Origin of the sequence: Burkholderia sp. AU15512 (genome assembly GCF_002223325.1) — a bacterium.
Taxonomy (GTDB): Bacteria; Pseudomonadota; Gammaproteobacteria; order Burkholderiales; family Burkholderiaceae; genus Burkholderia.
This window is the reverse complement of the sequence record NZ_NKEX01000006.1, coordinates 97,860-114,581: the sequence shown is the minus strand read 5'-3', so window position 1 is coordinate 114,581 and position 16,722 is coordinate 97,860. Positions and strand designations below refer to the sequence as shown.

General features: G+C 61.7%; 6 protein-coding genes and 1 pseudogene. 5 read left to right on the top strand and 2 right to left on the bottom strand.

Features of this window, described 5'->3' with window-relative positions:
* Positions 1-433 precede the first annotated feature (433 nt).
* The 3 genes from ald (at position 434) to CFB43_RS19835 (ending at position 3,825) form a co-directional block, all read left to right on the top strand.
* Entirely contained in the window at positions 434-1,549 is a 1,116-nt protein-coding gene (gene ald, locus CFB43_RS19845) for an alanine dehydrogenase (protein WP_089496248.1), read from the top strand.
* Between the two features lie 180 nt (positions 1,550-1,729).
* Complete coding sequence (locus CFB43_RS19840) at positions 1,730-3,265, top strand: MFS transporter (protein WP_089496247.1); 1,536 nt, start codon at positions 1,730-1,732, stop codon at positions 3,263-3,265.
* A 158-nt stretch (positions 3,266-3,423) separates the two neighbouring features.
* Entirely contained in the window at positions 3,424-3,825 is a 402-nt protein-coding gene (locus CFB43_RS19835; RefSeq protein ID WP_089496246.1) for a VOC family protein, read from the top strand.
* Positions 3,826-3,980: 155 nt separating this feature from the next.
* Here CFB43_RS19835 and CFB43_RS37830 read toward each other — a convergent pair whose 3' ends face one another.
* Together CFB43_RS37830 and CFB43_RS19825 are read right to left on the bottom strand one after the other, a co-directional pair.
* The gene (locus CFB43_RS37830) at positions 3,981-4,688 is read right to left on the bottom strand and encodes a hypothetical protein (protein ID WP_144023075.1); all 708 of its coding nucleotides are present in this window, start codon (positions 4,686-4,688) and stop codon (positions 3,981-3,983) included.
* 122 nt (positions 4,689-4,810) lie between these two features.
* A pseudogene (locus CFB43_RS19825) lies at positions 4,811-5,164 on the bottom strand (integrase); the annotation flags it as partial.
* A gap of 1,014 nt (positions 5,165-6,178) precedes the next feature.
* Between CFB43_RS19825 and CFB43_RS19815 the strand changes: the two are divergent.
* Together CFB43_RS19815 and CFB43_RS37825 are read left to right on the top strand one after the other, a co-directional pair.
* Positions 6,179-7,081 (top strand): aminomethyltransferase, encoded by a 903-nt coding sequence (locus CFB43_RS19815; RefSeq protein ID WP_089496244.1) that lies wholly within the window; start codon positions 6,179-6,181, stop codon positions 7,079-7,081.
* A 1,228-nt stretch (positions 7,082-8,309) separates the two neighbouring features.
* A complete protein-coding gene (locus CFB43_RS37825) occupies positions 8,310-16,592 on the top strand; it encodes an ESPR-type extended signal peptide-containing protein (RefSeq protein ID WP_144023142.1) in 8,283 nt (2,760 codons plus the stop codon).
* Positions 16,593-16,722 lie beyond the last annotated feature (130 nt).

The following is a 16,722-nucleotide window of genomic DNA, read 5'->3' as shown; positions in this document are numbered from 1 at the left end:
TGATGACGTCAGTGTGCGGCGGTGCAACCTGTGGCTCCACAGTGCGTGACGGCAGCGCGCAGTTGTGATTCGGGCCTCAAAGGCAGCGAGATTGGCATCAGGAGCGATCTTGGACGACGGGCGGGTTTGGCAGGCTGTCACGGTGGCCAAGTTGCGTGAGTCGCGACGGCGATGAGGGGTTGCACGGTGTTGCTGGTGCGCGACCCGAGGACGTGTCATCCCTCGTGGCCCGGCAGACCAATGCGGACATCGGCATTGCGATGCTCGACAGGATGTCAGGTGCCGTACAACTGGAGTCTGTTCGCTGTCAGGTACGTATCACAAAAAATTGGGAAGGGAGATATTGCTGTCATCTCCAGCACCAATGCCATTGATCATTCCAATTCACACCGTGATTGGGAATGTATAGCGCAACCAGCCACTGGAGGACGATATGCGAATTGGTGTACCGAAGGAAATCAAGAGCCACGAATATCGTGTCGGGATGACGCCGGTCGCCGTGCGTGAGGCGACGGCCCGCGGACATCAGGTCATCGTCGAAACGCGAGCGGGTCATGGGATCGGCGCCGCCGACGATGATTATCTTGCCGCAGGGGCGCGGATCGGTTCCAGCGGGGAAGAAGTTTTCGGCAGCGCCGACTTGATAGTCAAGGTAAAGGAGCCGCAGGAGAGCGAACTGGCCAGGTTCGCGCCTCATCACATCGTGTTTTGTTACTTGCATCTGGCCGCAGATCGGGAGCTGTCGATGAGTTTGGCTGCCAGCGGCGCGACGTGCCTTGCGTATGAGACGGTGACCTCGGACGAAGGAGGGTTGCCGTTGCTTGCCGGCGGCTCGGAAGTGGCCGGACGCATGTCCATCCAGGTTGGCGCACGCGCGCTCGAGCGGGCGAACGGCGGCCGGGGTTTGCTCCTGGGCGGTGTGCCTGGTGTTGAACCTGCCACGGTAGTGGTGCTGGGAGGAGGGGTAGTTGGTGCGAATGCGGCCGCGATGGCAATCGGTATGGGCGCGAGAGTGGTCGTTATCGATCGATCACTTGACGTGTTGCGACGGCTCACGGTGCAGTTCGGTAGCCGAATCGAGACGGCCTATTCGACTCAGGACGCGATCATCCGCCACTTGCGCGATGCGGACTTGGTGATCGGCGGCGTGCTTACGCCGGGAGCAGCGTCACCGAAGCTGGTGACGCGGGCGATGCTGAGTCAGATGAAACGGGGCGCGGTGCTGGTCGACGTGTCGATCGATCAGGGCGGCTGCTTCGAGACGTCCAGACCGACCACGCATGCAGAACCAACTTATGTCGAGGATGGCATCGTGCATTACTGCGTGCCGAACATGCCCGGCGCGGTTCCGCTGACCTCGACGTATGCATTGAGCAATGCCACCTTGCCTTTTGTTCTTCAGTTGGCTGATCTCGGCTTGAACGAGGCGCTACTGTCAAATCCCCATTTGATGAATGGCCTGAATATCACTCGCGGTAAGATCACCAACCGCGAAGTCGCGAAGTCGATCGACCAGCCATTTGTCGCGCCGGAGACCGCGCTGATTTGAGTGCTAAGCTCGACCGTAGGTTGACGGGCGTATATTTATGCGTGCTCGACTGTCCAAGACAGTCGTCAACCCATCCAGCCGAGTGATGCGAGGCGCGTTCTATTCCGTGCGCTGCAAATCGACATTACTCAGTTTCGCAAAGCAACGCTTCAGGATGTCACTTCTCACCGAGAACACGCGATGCGCATTCCTTATGTCAGCAAGAACCTAGTAGCGTTGGCGGCAATCTGCTTGGCTGCACTGATGTTCGGTCTGGAGATATCGAGTGTGCCCGTCATCCTGCCCGCTCTCGAAACCGTATTGCACGGGGATTTCAAGGACATGCAGTGGATAATGAACGCTTATACCATTGCCTGTACAACGGTTCTGATGGCGGTTGGGACGCTCGCCGATCGCTACGGGCGACGACGCGTCTTTGTCGTCAGCCTGCTGATATTTGGAATTACCTCGCTGGCGTGTGGATTGGCAACGAGCCCGTCCATCCTGATCGCAAGTCGGTTCTTGCAAGGCATGGGCGGGGGCGCGATGTTCATCTGCCTCGTGGCGATCCTATCGCATCAGTTTCAGGAGGGGCGAGAGCGCAGCCGGGCGTTCGCCGCGTGGGGGATCGTTTTCGGCATCGGCTTGGGTTTTGGGCCGATCATCGGCGCAGCGATCATCGCACTGTCCAATTGGCAGTGGGTGTTCCTGATCCATGTTCCGCTGACGATTGTGACGCTGTGTCTGGTGTTCGGCGGCATGACGGAATCGCGGGATCCCGAAGCTAAACGCCTCGACATACTGGGAATCATTGCACTTTCGTTGTCGGTGTTTGGATTGACCTATTACATCACGCAAGGATCCGACCTCGGCTTCTGGAGTCCGCCCGCGATCGCGATTCTTGCCGCAACGGCCGCAGGGTTCGCAATTTTCGTGCTGGTCGAGAAACTGTCTTCGCGGCCAATGTTTGACTTCTCGGTGTTCAAGATTCCCAATTTCTCGGGGGCGATCATGGGCTCCATGGGTATGAATTTCAGCTTCTGGCCATTCATGATCTATCTGCCCATCTATTTTCAGGGCGCGCTGGGCTACCAAGCAGTACCCGCAGGCCTTTCGCTGCTTGCCTATACGCTGCCTACCGTTCTGGTCCCCCCGCTGGCGGAGCATCTGTCTCGCAGCTATCAGCCACGCATCGTCATACCGTTTGGATTGTTCACGATCGGCCTCGGCTTCATGCTGATGTGGCTGGGTTGCGATGCGGATCACGCGAGTTGGCTGACGATGCTGCCCGGTTTGGCGCTGTCCGGTATCGGTTTGGGATTGACTATCACGCCGGTCACCAACACGACCACAGCGGCCGTACCCAGCAACCGTTCCGGCATGGCGTCAGGGATCGACATGAGCGCCCGCCTGATTTCGCTGGCCATCAATATTGCGCTAATGGGATTTATCTTGTTGAGTGGAACGCTGTCGTACCTGACGAACGCATTTTCCAAAACCTTGGGGCCGGCTCAATTGCGGCTACTCGCGGAAAAAGTGGCAGCCGGAGATTTTTCGTCGTTCCAGACGCGCTTCCCCGAACTGGCTCACCTGGATACGGGCGGTATCGTTCGCTCGGCCCTCGTACACGGTTTCAGTCTTGTCTTGCTGTATGGGGGGATCGGTGTCTGGATCTTGGCGACGCTCAGCTTCGTGATCTTCAACACCGGAAAACGAACGGTCCAGGTTGCCTCGTGAACGATCGATCGAGCCGGCGGATATGACCGGCGTCGCCAGTTCCGAGTACCACCTTCTTGAATGTCCGGTGCCCGACACATCACTTTTGACCACCCCTGAATCGGCAGTTACGCGATTCGGGCAACGGGCAACATTCGTCGCCGGCGAAGGACTTGCAAATGTTCAGTCACGTCACCGTTGGTGTTAGCGACATCAACCGCGCGTCGTTATTCTACGATGCCCTTTTAACTCCGCTTGGCCTGAAGCGTCGACCAGTGACGCCCGACGGCGGGCCGGTCGCCGTTTGCTGGGTTGAGCAAGGCCGCCCGTTGCCACGCTTTTACGCATACTTGCCGTTTGACGGGCGGCCCGCCGGGGTCGGCAATGGAAGCATGGTTGCGTTCCTCGCCCCGTCGAACGACGCGGTTGCGGCATCATTCGCTGCAGGTCTTGAATCGGGCGGAACGAGTGAAGGGGAACCTGGGCCTCGCCCTCAATATGGCGAGGGGTACTTTGGTGCGTATCTCCGTGATCCGGATGGCAACAAGATTCACATCGTTCATCGTAGCGATGTAACGTAGTCCTATTTGACAAGGTCCGTCGAATGGAGGGCTTGGGCGAGCGATCGCAACTTTCCCGAGACCGACAACGGGCCGACGTCGACCAATCATTCCCCAAGCTTTTCTCGTCGGATCTGGAGACGAGCTCCACACCGGTGTTTCTCCACCGCATACTGTCAAGACCCAGCAATGGTAAAGGCTAATCCTATTGCGGTTGGTGAAATAGTCGCGACCGCCTGGTCGGGGCTAACCACCCACATCAGGAGCCTCGTTACTTGATCTGCACATTGGACGGGAAATATCACTGCCTCAAGATGAGGGAGCGCCAGTACAATTTCTCGCGCCTGATTCGGTGCTTCATTCAGTGCGGTGACTATGCCACCCCAACTCTTGGTTTGGAATATAGATTCGAGCATCGGCAACAGGAACCGCGGATATCGGCCCTGCCGCAGATCGAGAACTGATGTATCCACGTGTTTCCATCGATCAATTGAGTTTTTGGTGTTGGTCGCAGGATTCGAAAAATACGCAGTGATCTCGAAATAAGCAAACTGATGTGTCGGGACCCGGGTGGGGCCAGGTCGGTACCCGAGGTCCGCGTCCGCCTTGACGAAGTCAAGTGCGGCACTACCGTAGTACGCACAAAAACCGGGCAACGTCTTTCCAAACACTGGGGATAAATCGAGTCCCTCCCAGGAAGTAGGTTGATGCGGTATCACATGCAGTGGCCATCGGTACGTACCATACAGGCGGACTTTCGTCTTTTTTGATCCTTTCATTCGATTGTTGACCCTGTTTTCACGGATCGCCGTAAAGAAGCCGGGGTTGATCGGCGTAAAGAGATCAGCAGAAACGGGGTAAAACTCGGATTCGAACGGCTTCAAGATTGCGGTTTTTTGCCGTTTTTCGCAACCCCATTTTGGCTAAAAGCGCCCAATACCCATAAATGGAAAATCCCGGACAAAAGCCGCGCCAGGCTGGGCTCTGGACACGTGCGCACATGCCGCTACGCGGTCGGCCGTCGTGTGAAGATCCTCTCGATCCGATGCGCGCGCTGTACCTCGTCATCGTCGAGATAGATTGAGGTCGTCGAAATCGATGCGTGGCGCAGGTTATCACGCACGGTTGTGAGCGTTGCACCGTTGACCAATGCGTTCGTCGCATGCGCGTGGCACATCCAGTGCGGCGTGGCCCGTCCCAGCTTGTCTGCGAGCGGTGGATGTTCAGCCTCGATGGAATCGGCCGCACCATCGAAGAACCGGCGCAGCCTCTGCCGCAAACGTGGCGTGGTGATGCCCCGGGGCTCATCGAGGTGGCCAAGTAGCGGCGTATCAGGCGCCCATCGGGAGGGCGTGATTGGCTGGATCGGCAGCCTTGCATTCGCACGACTCGTGCGAAATCCGATGCGAACTGACTGCTGAGCTCTCAGCATCAAGCCAGACCGCGACGCAAGCGGTTTGGATGTCGCGTCGATCAGGCCGCTACATCGCATTTGGATAATGCGTCATGTCGGTATCAAAACAACACGCCGAGTGTCGTGCAGGATTCGCCCCACTTGGCGATCTATCGACGATTATTCGCTTTTGTATTGTGCGTGGAGCCACACCGATTGCCTGCGCCAAGGTGCCCTTGGACGGGCGTGCATACTCTCCTGGCCTCCACCAGTAACCAGCGAGGTGAATCAAAATATTGATATCGAGCGGAGTAAGCCCCAACGCCTGCTGACGCTCGAAAATGACGTTCGGGAAAGAAGTCCAGCCCGCCTTCGCCAACGGCGCCGACCACTTGGCCGCAACATCTTGTCTACTGCATGGTTGCCTGCGGTTTTGTCGCGACACTCATTTCGTGCTCCCCCGACGTTCATTGCGTTGAGTTAAGTATCGCGACGACGCATCGGTCTTGCAAGATCAGAAGAACGCATACGGGACGCCCTATGCATCTCCCCCTGCGCGTAGTTTGCTGTGTATTAGGCCCCTGCATCGAACTGGGTTCATCTCGTGATCCAGGTATGTGTTTTGGGAGGTCTCCAGTTCCCCCTGGGGCCGACCTAAAGGCCGCCCGGTACAGCTCTCCGAAACGCCCCTGCAAGAACACGAAGCCTCCCCCTATTCGATCATATGGGTTCGCCTTGTTGACTCCGTGACCATTTCGCAACATCACCGGAGACCCAGGGGGTCATGTGCGTATGCCCAGCCGGCTTACCGAACGTCGGGGGCACGACATTCAGTACCGCGCAGGGGCCCCCTCGCTCGTCTTAGATGTCAATCCGCTCGGTTTTACGACCAACGACACCGGCGTGCCCATGGCCGCTCGAAAATACGCGTTTACGGAAGCTATGCAAGAATCTTTCGACCCGTAAACGCATAGCTACGCCATGAGTGACACGCTGCAGGAAGAGCATGCAGCCGCAGATCACGCAATGCGCAACTGGACCTTCGAGAGGCAAGGTCCGGTCCGGATCGGTTCCGATGCGCACATGCAGATGTTCTGCCGCATGCTGCTCGACACACACAATCCGTACAAGCCGGCCGTGATCGACTGGCCGGCGCTCACACCCGCCGAGCTCAAACGGCTCACGTCGCTGCCGATCTGGGACATCGCGGTGCAGACCGAAGGCCGCGCATCGATCCGCGTGGCCACCTATGCGGCGACGATCGGCGATCCGCTGCTGCGCCGCGCACTCGAGATGGACGGCGGCGAGGAAGCGCGCCACAAGGTCGTGCTGTCGAAGCTCGTCGAGGCATACGGCATCCGGCTCGCCCCCGAGCCCGCCTACCCCGCGCCGAAAGATCCCGAGTGGTGGTGGATCGTCACGGGCTTCAGCGAATGCATCGACAGCTTCTTCGCGTTCGGCCTGTTCCGTTCCGCGCAGCGCTCCGGCTATTTCCCGCCCGAACTCGTCGACACCTTCGAGCCCGTGATTCAGGAAGAAGGCCGCCATATCCTGTTCTTCGTGAACTGGTACGCGTGGTACTGGCGCTCGCTCCCGTGGTGGCGCCGACCGTGGTTCTTCGCGCGGGTCGCGGCCGTGTGGGTGCATTTGATCCGGGAGCGCATCGGCATCGCGCGCGGCATCGATTCCGACGGCGTCGCACGTGACGCGAACTTCCCGGCAACCGGCACCGCCGACATCGGCGACGCACTCAATCCGCGCGAGCTGATCGAACTGTGTCTCGCCGAGAACGACCGGCGGATGGCCGGCTACGACAAGCGCCTGCTGCGCCCGACGTTCGTGCCGCGCATGGCGCGGTTTGCGCTGCGGTTTCTCAAGAAGTAAGGCTACCGCGCCGGGCAGACGTCCGGTTGGCCCCGTTGTCCGGCCGGGCAACCGGACAACGCCTTCGTCGACGCTCGAAACCTCGGGCCGCTGAATTCCACCGGGATCCGGGCGCCGGCAACGGCATCGCCAGTATCCGGCGCGCACAGCAAGCGGGACACGACGATCGACGCACCCGTGCTGTTCGGCGGCCCGCGCCCGGGTCGCGTTCGACCTTCGCTACGCGTTCGTCGCACTTCCATGGCGAGCCGCCTCACTGGGGTTACTGCCCGCCACCCACTCGAAGCCGCCCCATCGCATGCGGTGTGGAACCTTGCAGACCTGCATCGACCCGCCGGATGTGGCGCGGCTGACACACTCACTCCCGCCCTTTTTTCTTCAGCGCTTCGGCGCGCGCGGACAAATTGTCACACCCCGGATTTGACAATTCGGGGACGTCGCCACCGAGGCCGGACAGCCCCTTTAACAACCTGTCGCCGCCGGGCGCACCATCGACGCAGGTCACGCCTGCCAGACGGATTTGCCCCGTCGCCGAACCCCATCCGATTGTCACAATCTCCGAAATAGTCAATAGGACAAATTCGAAAGATGAATGGTGACGGTCTGGTTCACCGCCCTGTAGCACTTTTTTACAAATTCAATGGGCCAACCGGCCCGAAACGCCCGTCTCGCGGGCCATTGCGGCGGCCCGGACGCGCAAATCAGCACAGCCCGATGTTCGATATTTCAAATTAAATCTATTTTAAGATAATCCGCAAAATCAATTAAAAACCAAAACATAAACCATAAATTAACAAATTAATGAGATGAAGAACACTTTAACCACTTGCTCACCCCAAATACATTACATTGACGAAAGGATTGCTTAACTCGCAAACGTTTGCTATTTCATTTGTCTTACATTTCGATGCTTTTGTTGTGTAATCCATCACACAAAACAACCGTAACATCATGATTTTTATAAGAAAAATCTAGACACTCGCGGAAGTTTAAAGCCCTTCACTAAACATTCTTACATCTTACAAATACATTCCGAGTCAATGCATCAAAAACGATCTATTAACCATCCTTTAACTTTCAAAACACTCTATTTATCACTTTTTATCAATCTGAAAAATCCTCCTCCAATAAACTCCGCCCATCAATTTTGAGATTCGCGCGAGCGCACGGAGCAATCCTCTAACAAAAGAGACCGGTGTGTGGCGTGCATATTTGGAGGTAGCAGGACATGAACCGCACATACCGCTCGATCTGGAACGAAGCCCTCGGCGCGTGGGTCGCCGCATCGGAACACGACTCGGCACGGGGCAAGCCGAACAAGTCGGCTGTTGCCGCCGCCGTGCTCGTCGCGCTGGCCGCACTGCCTTCGTTCGCGAACGCCAATACGTTCGTCCCAGGAACGACCAACGGCACCCAGTTCACGGTGTCGTCATGTACGTCGGGCAGTGGCAACGCTACAGTCGGCCGCACGACGACCGGCAACACCAATGCGTATCCGGTCGACGGATCCGGCACTTATTCCACGGTCGGTGGCTGTAACTCCACCGGCAACAACAACTTGGCAGCGACGGTTTACGGTGCGTTCGCACAGGTCACCGGTACCGGCGGCACGGCAACGGGCTTTCTGTCGTCTGCCGGTCTGTGGGGCACGTCCGCCGGCCTCGAGTCGACGGCCAGCGGCGCGGGTGCCACCGCGCTCGGCTTCGGCGCAACGGCCAACGCGCTGAATTCGGTCGCCATCGGCGGCGCAGCAGGCAATGGCACGACCCCGCTTGCTTACGCAAACTCGACCATCGCTTCGGGTGCAGGCGCGGTTGCGATCGGCAGCAATGCAACGAAGGGAGCGCAGTCGGCCGCTTCGGACGGTATTGCAATCGGCGGGCAGTCGTCGGTGGCGTCGAGCGCCACGTCGGGGATCGCAGTCGGCCGCGGCGCGGCCGTCAATGGCGCATACGGCATCGCGCAAGGCGACGGTGTCACCTCCGGCGCGACGGGCCAGAACGTGGCGATCGGCTCGTCGGGCACCACCGCGAACGGCGCCACGGCAGGCGGCGGTGCGGTCGCGATCGGTCGAGGCCAGGTCGCGAGCGGCGACGGCGCCGTTGCGATCGGCGATCCCAACAGCGCAACCGGCACGGGTGCCCTGGCGATCGGCGCGAACAACACGTCGAACGGTTCCGGTGCGCTTGCGCTCGGCAACGGCAATTCGGCGAGTGGCACCGGCTCCGTCGCGCTGGGCAACAGCAGCACCGCAAGCAACAGCGCGGTGGCAATCGGCAGCTCCGCGAACGCGACGGGCACGAACGGCGCCGTCGCAATCGGCAATTCGGCAACCGCGACGGGCGTCGGCGCAATTGCACTCGGCACCGTCGGCAGCTTCGCCGCCAACACGCGTGCGACGGGCGCAGACGCCATTGCGCTCGGCAACGGCTCGACGGCCAGCGGCGCGTCCGGCTCGGTCGCCGTCGGCTCCGCCGCCGTGGCCTCGAACAACTATGCGACGGCCTTCGGCTCGAACTCGACTGCGTCGGGTTCGGGTTCGGTCGCGTTCGCCCAAAATGCGAATGCAACGGTCTCGAACGCCATCGCCATCGGCGTGGGTTCGACCGCGAACGTCGCGAATTCGGTCGCCCTCGGCAGCAGCTCGGTGACGAGTAGCGCCGCGTCGGCGACGACCGGCGGCAATACCGCCGTCAACAGCACCACGATCGGCGGCCAGACGTTCGGCAACTACCAGGCCGGGACGCCGACGGGCGGCATTGTCAGCGTCGGCCAGCCGAACGCGGAGCGCCGCATCCAGAACGTCGCGGCAGGCCTCGTCAGCGGGACCAGCACCGACGCCATCAACGGCAGCCAGCTCTACGCAGTTGCAAGCACGACGACGTCGAGCATCACGAGCCTGTCGACGTCGGCATCGACCGGTTTGTCGTCGGCTAACAGCTCGATCGCTTCGCTCTCGACCTCGACGTCGACGGGTCTCTCGTCGGCCAACAGCTCGATCGGCTCGCTGTCCACCGGTCTCTCGTCGACCAATAGCTCAGTCACTTCGCTGTCGACTTCCACGTCGACCGGCCTCTCGTCGGCTAACAGCTCGATCAAGTCGCTGTCCACGTCGACCTCGACCGGCCTGTCGTCGGCTACCAGCTCGATCGGCTCGCTATCGACCGGTCTCTCGTCGACCAATAGCTCGGTCACTTCGCTGTCGACTTCGACCTCGACCGGCCTGTCGTCGGCTACCAGCTCGATCGGCTCGCTCTCGACCGGCCTCTCGTCGACCAACAGCTCGGTCACTTCGCTGTCGACTTCCACGTCGACCGGCCTGTCGTCGGCTACCAGCTCGATCGGCTCGCTCTCGACCGGCCTCTCGTCGGCTACCAGCTCGATCGGCTCGCTCTCGACCGGTCTCTCGTCGACCAACAGCTCGGTCACTTCGCTGTCGACTTCCACGTCGACCGGCCTGTCGTCGGCTACCAGCTCGATCGGCTCGCTCTCGACCGGTCTCTCGTCGACCAACAGCTCGGTCACTTCGCTGTCGACTTCCACGTCGACCGGCCTGTCGTCGGCCAATAGCTCGATTACTTCGCTGTCCACGTCCACGTCGACGGGCATCAACTCGCTGTCCACGTCCACGTCGACCGGTCTGTCGTCGGCCACCAGCTCGATTACCTCGCTGTCCACCTCGACCTCGACTGCGATCGAAGCCGCGAAGACGCACTACTACAGCGTCAACGACGGCGGTGTGCAGCAAGCCAACTACGACAACAAGGGCGCAACGGGCATCAACTCGCTCGCCGCCGGTGTAGCCGCCACTGCCGCGGGCGCCAGCAGTGTCGCCGTCGGCAATGCTGCCAACGCAGCCGGCGCAAGCGGCGTCGCCGTCGGCAATGCTGCGAACGCGAGCGCAAGCAACGCAGTCGCGATCGGTCCGAATGCCGTCGCGAGCAACGTCGGCAGCGTCGCGCTGGGCAGCGGCTCCACTACGGCCACAGCCAACCCGACGCCTACCGGTACCGTCGGCGGCGTAACCAGCACGTTCGCGGGCGGTAATCCGACGAGCGTGGTCAGTGTTGGCAGCTCGACCAACCAGCGCCAGGTCACGAACGTTGCGGCCGGCGAGATCGCCCAGACCAGTACCGACGCAATCAACGGCTCGCAGCTCTTTGCAACCAATGTGGCCGTGAATTCGCTGTCGACGACAGTGTCGTCGTCCAGCAGCGCGATCTCGTCACTGTCGACTGGCCTGAGTTCGACCAACAGTTCGGTCTCGTCGCTGTCGACTTCCACGTCGACGGGGCTGTCGTCGGCTAACAGCTCGATCGGTTCGCTGTCGACTTCGACCTCGACGGGTCTTTCGTCGGCCAACAGCTCGATCGGTTCACTGTCCACCGGCCTCAGCTCGACGAATAGTTCGGTGACGTCGCTGTCGACGTCGACGTCGACCGGCTTGTCGTCGGCGAACAGCTCGATCACCTCGTTGTCCACCTCGACTTCGACCGGTCTGTCCTCGGCTAACAGCTCGATCACGTCGCTGTCGACTTCGACCTCGACCGGCCTGTCGTCGGCCAATAGCTCGATCACGTCGCTGTCCACCTCGACCTCGACCGGACTCTCCTCGGCCAACAGCTCGATCACCTCGCTGTCGACCTCGACCTCGACGGGTCTGTCGTCGGCCAATAGCTCGATCGGTTCGCTGTCCACCGGACTCAGCTCGACGAATAGTTCGGTGACGTCGCTGTCGACTTCGACCTCGACCGGCTTGTCGTCGGCGAACAGCTCGATCACCTCGTTGTCCACCTCGACTTCGACCGGTCTATCCTCGGCTAACAGCTCGATCACGTCGCTGTCGACTTCGACCTCGACCGGCCTCTCGTCGGCCAATAGTTCGATCACGTCGCTGTCCACCTCGACCTCGACCGGACTCTCCTCGGCCAACAGCTCGATCACCTCGCTGTCGACCTCGACCTCGACGGGTCTGTCGTCGGCCAATAGCTCGATCGGTTCGCTGTCCACCGGACTCAGCTCGACGAATAGTTCGGTAACGTCGCTGTCGACCTCCACGTCGACGGGTCTGTCGTCGGCTAACAGCTCGATCACGTCGTTGTCGACTTCGACCTCGACCGGCCTCTCGTCGGCAAACAGCTCGATCACCTCGCTGTCGACTTCGACCTCGACCGGCCTCTCGTCGGCAAACAGCTCGATCACCTCGCTTTCGACTTCGACCTCGACCGGTCTGTCGTCGGCCAACAGCTCGATCACGTCGCTGTCGACTTCCACGTCGACCGGCCTGTCGTCGGCCAATAGCTCGATCGGCTCGCTCTCGACCGGCCTCTCGTCGACCAATAGCTCGGTCACCTCGCTTTCGACTTCGACGTCGACGGGTCTGTCCTCGGCTAACAGCTCGATCACCTCGCTGTCCACGTCGACCTCGACGGGTCTGTCGTCGGCCAATAGCTCGATCACTTCGCTTTCGACCTCGACCTCGACCGGCCTCTCGTCGGCCAACAGTTCGATCACTTCGCTTTCGACCTCCACGTCGACCGGTCTGTCGTCGGCTAACAGCTCGATCACGTCGCTGTCGACTTCCACGTCGACCGGCCTCTCCTCGGCCAACAGCTCGATCACCTCGCTGTCGACCTCGACCTCGACGGGTCTGTCGTCGGCCAACAGCTCGATCGGTTCGCTGTCCACCGGACTCAGCTCGACGAATAGTTCGGTAACGTCGCTGTCGACCTCCACGTCGACCGGTCTGTCGTCGGCTAACAGTTCGATCACGTCGCTGTCGTCTTCCACGTCGACCGGCCTCTCATCGGCCAATAGCTCGATCACTTCGCTTTCGACCTCGACCTCGACCGGCCTGTCGTCGGCTAACAGCTCGATCGGCTCGCTCTCGACCGGCCTCTCGTCGACCAATAGCTCGGTCACCTCGCTGTCGACCTCCACGTCGACCGGTCTGTCGTCGGCTAACAGTTCGATCACGTCGCTGTCGTCTTCCACGTCGACCGGCCTCTCATCGGCCAACAGCTCGATCACTTCGCTCTCGACCTCGACCTCGACCGGCCTGTCTTCGGCAAACAGCTCGATCACTTCGCTGTCAACTTCCACGTCGACTGGTCTGTCGTCGGCCAACAGCTCGATCGGTTCGCTGTCCACCGGCCTCAGCTCGACGGATAGTTCGGTGACGTCGCTGTCGACTTCCACCTCGACCGGCCTCTCGTCGGCTAACAGCTCGATCGGTTCGCTGTCCACCGGCCTCAGCTCGACGAATAGTTCGGTGACGTCGCTGTCGACTTCGACCTCGACCGGCCTGTCGTCGGCCAACAGCTCGATCACGTCGCTGTCGACTTCCACGTCGACCGGCCTCTCGACGGCCAACAGCTCGATCACGTCGCTGTCGACTTCCACGTCGACCGGCCTCTCGACGGCCAACAGCTCGATCACGTCGCTGTCGACTTCGACCTCGACCGGCCTGTCGTCGGCTAACAGCTCGATCACGTCGCTGTCGACTTCCACGTCGACCGGCCTCTCGTCGGCCAACAGCTCGATCACGTCGCTGTCGACGTCGACCTCGACCGGCCTCTCGTCGGCTAACAGCTCGATCACGTCGCTGTCGACCTCGACCTCGACCGGCCTGTCGTCGGCCACCAGCTCGATCGGTTCGCTGTCCACGGGCCTGAGCTCGACGAATAGTTCGGTAACCTCGCTGTCGACTTCGACCTCGACCGGTCTCTCGTCGGCTAACAGCTCGATCGGTTCGCTGTCCACGGGCCTCAGCTCGACGGATAGTTCGGTGACGTCGCTGTCGACCTCGACCTCGACCGGCCTCTCGTCGGCTAACAGCTCGATCGGTTCGCTGTCCACGGGCCTGAGCTCGACGAATAGTTCGGTGACCTCCCTCTCGACCTCGACCTCGACCGGCCTGTCTTCGGCCAACAGCTCGATCGGTTCGCTGTCTACGGGCCTCAGCTCGACAAATAGTTCGGTGACCTCCCTCTCGACCTCGACCTCGACCGGCCTGTCGTCGGCCAACAGCTCGATCGGTTCACTGTCCACGGGCCTCAGCTCGACGAATAGTTCGGTGACCTCGCTGTCGACCTCGACCTCGACCGGCCTGTCCTCGGCTAACAGCTCCATCACGTCCCTGTCGACTTCCACGTCGACCGGTCTCTCGTCGGCCAATAGCTCGATCAGTTCGCTGTCCACGGGCCTCAGTTCGACGGATAGTTCGGTGACGTCGCTGTCGACCTCGACCTCGACCGGCCTGTCTTCGGCTAACAGCTCGATCACGTCCCTGTCGACTTCCACGTCGACCGGCCTCTCGTCGGCGAACAGCTCGATCGGTTCGCTGTCCACGGGCCTCAGCACGACGAATAGTTCGGTGACTTCGCTGTCGACTTCGACCTCGACCGGCCTGTCGTCGGCGAACAGCTCGATCACGTCCCTGTCCACGTCGACCTCGACCGGCCTGTCCTCGGCTAACAGCTCCATCACGTCGCTGTCGACCTCGACCTCGACCGGCCTCTCGTCGGCCACCAGCTCGATCGGTTCGCTGTCCACGGGTCTCAGCTCGACGAATAGTTCGGTGACCTCGCTGTCGACTTCGACCTCGACGGGCCTGTCGTCGGCAAACAGCTCGATCACGTCGCTGTCGACCTCGACCTCGACGGGTCTGTCCTCGGCGAACAGCTCGATCACCTCGCTGTCCACGTCGACCTCGACCGGCCTCAACTCACTGTCCACCGGCCTGAGCAGCACGAACAGCACGATCGTGTCGCTGTCCACGTCGACCTCGACCGGCATCGGCTCGCTGTCCACCGGCCTGAGCAGCACGAACAGCTCGGTGACGTCGCTGTCGACCTCGACCTCGACCGCGATCAACGCCGCGAAGACGCACTACTACAGCGTCAACGACAACGGCGTGCAGCAAGCCAACTACGACAACACGGGCGCAACGGGCACCAACGCCCTCGCGGCCGGCGTGAACGCCAGCGCGGCAGGCGCCAGCAGCGTCGCGGTCGGCGACGGCTCGAACGCGCAGTCGGCAGGCGCGGTCGCCATCGGCCAGAACGCATCGGCAGCGGGCGGCAAGGCCGTGTCGATCGGCTCCGGCAACACGGCAACCGGTGACGGCGCGGTCGCGATCGGCGACCCGAGCATCGCAACGGGTACCGGCGCGGTGGCGATGGGTGCGAACGACACGGCGACCGGCAACGGCGCAGTGGCGCTCGGCAACGCGAACACGGCCAACGGCGCGAGCGCGCTCGCCCTCGGCAGCTCGAACCAGGCCACCGCGGACAACACGATCGCGCTCGGCAACCAGGCCACGGCAAGCGCCACCGGCGCGCAAGCGTACGGCTCGGCAGCGCAGGCAACCGCCGCCGACGCACTCGCCTTCGGCACGAACGCACAGGCCAACGTCGCCAACTCGATCGCACTCGGCGCGAACTCGGTCACGAGCGCCGCGAACCCGACGTCGAGCGCCACGATCGGCGGCGTCACGTACCCCTTCGCAGGCGGCTCGCCGGTCGGCGTGGTGAGCGTCGGCGCACCGGGCCAGGAACGCCAGATCACGAACGTCGCCGCGGGCCGGATCTCGGCCAGCAGCACGGACGCGATCAACGGCAGCCAGCTCAACGCGACGAACAACGCGATCAACACGCTGTCGACGTCGACCGCGTCGAACGTCGCGTCGCTGTCGACGGGCATCAACTCGCTGTCCACCGGCCTGAGCGCGACGAACAGCAACGTGGCCTCGCTGTCCACGTCGACCTCGACCGCGATCAACTCGCTGTCGACGGGCCTGAGCGCGACGAACAGCAATGTCAACTCGCTGTCGACGTCGACCTCGACCGGCATCGGCTCGCTGTCCACCGGCCTGAGCACGACGAACAGCAACGTGGCCTCGCTGTCGACCGGCGTGACCAACATCAACAACACGTTGAACTCGCTGTCGACGACGATCAACAACAACACGATTCGTTCCAACAACAACAACGGTGTCGCCGCCGACCTGAACGGCAAGGGCAACGACCTTCCGGTCGTCACCGCCGGTTCGAACTCGGTGGCGATCGGCGCGGGCTCCAACGACGGCGGCCGCTCGAACGTGGTGTCGGTCGGCAACGACACGCAGCAGCGCCAGATCACGAACGTCGCGCCGGGTACGCAAGGCACCGACGCGGTGAACGTGAACCAGCTGACGCAGGTGCAGACGACGCTGTCGACGGCACTGTCGGGCCAGCAGGCGCAGATCAACTCGCTGGGTTCGCAACTGCAGCAGACCGACCAGATGGCGAAGCAGGGTATCGCGGCCGTCGGCGCGATGGCATCGATCCCGCAGCTCGATCGCGATGCCAACTTCGGGATGGGCGTGGGTACGTCGACCTTCCTCGGCCAGAAGGCGATGGCGGTCAACATGCAGGCTCGCATCACGGAGAACCTGAAGGCGTCGATCAACGGCGGCTTCAGCGGCGGTCAGAAGGTGATCGGCGCCGGCATGCTGTACCAGTGGAAGTAACGCGTCGCGTCGAGCCGCCAGGCCGCCCGGCCGCCCGGCTCGCCAGCCGTCCGGCCCGCGGCGGCCCCGACGGCCGGACGAGCCCGCCGCGCCACCCGTGGCGGGCTTCAGTCAACCCAAGCATTGAGGA

Coding starts and splice junctions, on each gene's coding strand:
- ald (WP_089496248.1), top strand. CDS start 434: ATGCGAATTGGTGTACCGAAGGAAATCAAGAGCCACGAATATCGTGTC.
- CFB43_RS19840 (WP_089496247.1), top strand. CDS start 1,730: ATGCGCATTCCTTATGTCAGCAAGAACCTAGTAGCGTTGGCGGCAATC.
- CFB43_RS19835 (WP_089496246.1), top strand. CDS start 3,424: ATGTTCAGTCACGTCACCGTTGGTGTTAGCGACATCAACCGCGCGTCG.
- CFB43_RS19815 (WP_089496244.1), top strand. CDS start 6,179: ATGAGTGACACGCTGCAGGAAGAGCATGCAGCCGCAGATCACGCAATG.
- CFB43_RS37825 (WP_144023142.1), top strand. CDS start 8,310: ATGAACCGCACATACCGCTCGATCTGGAACGAAGCCCTCGGCGCGTGG.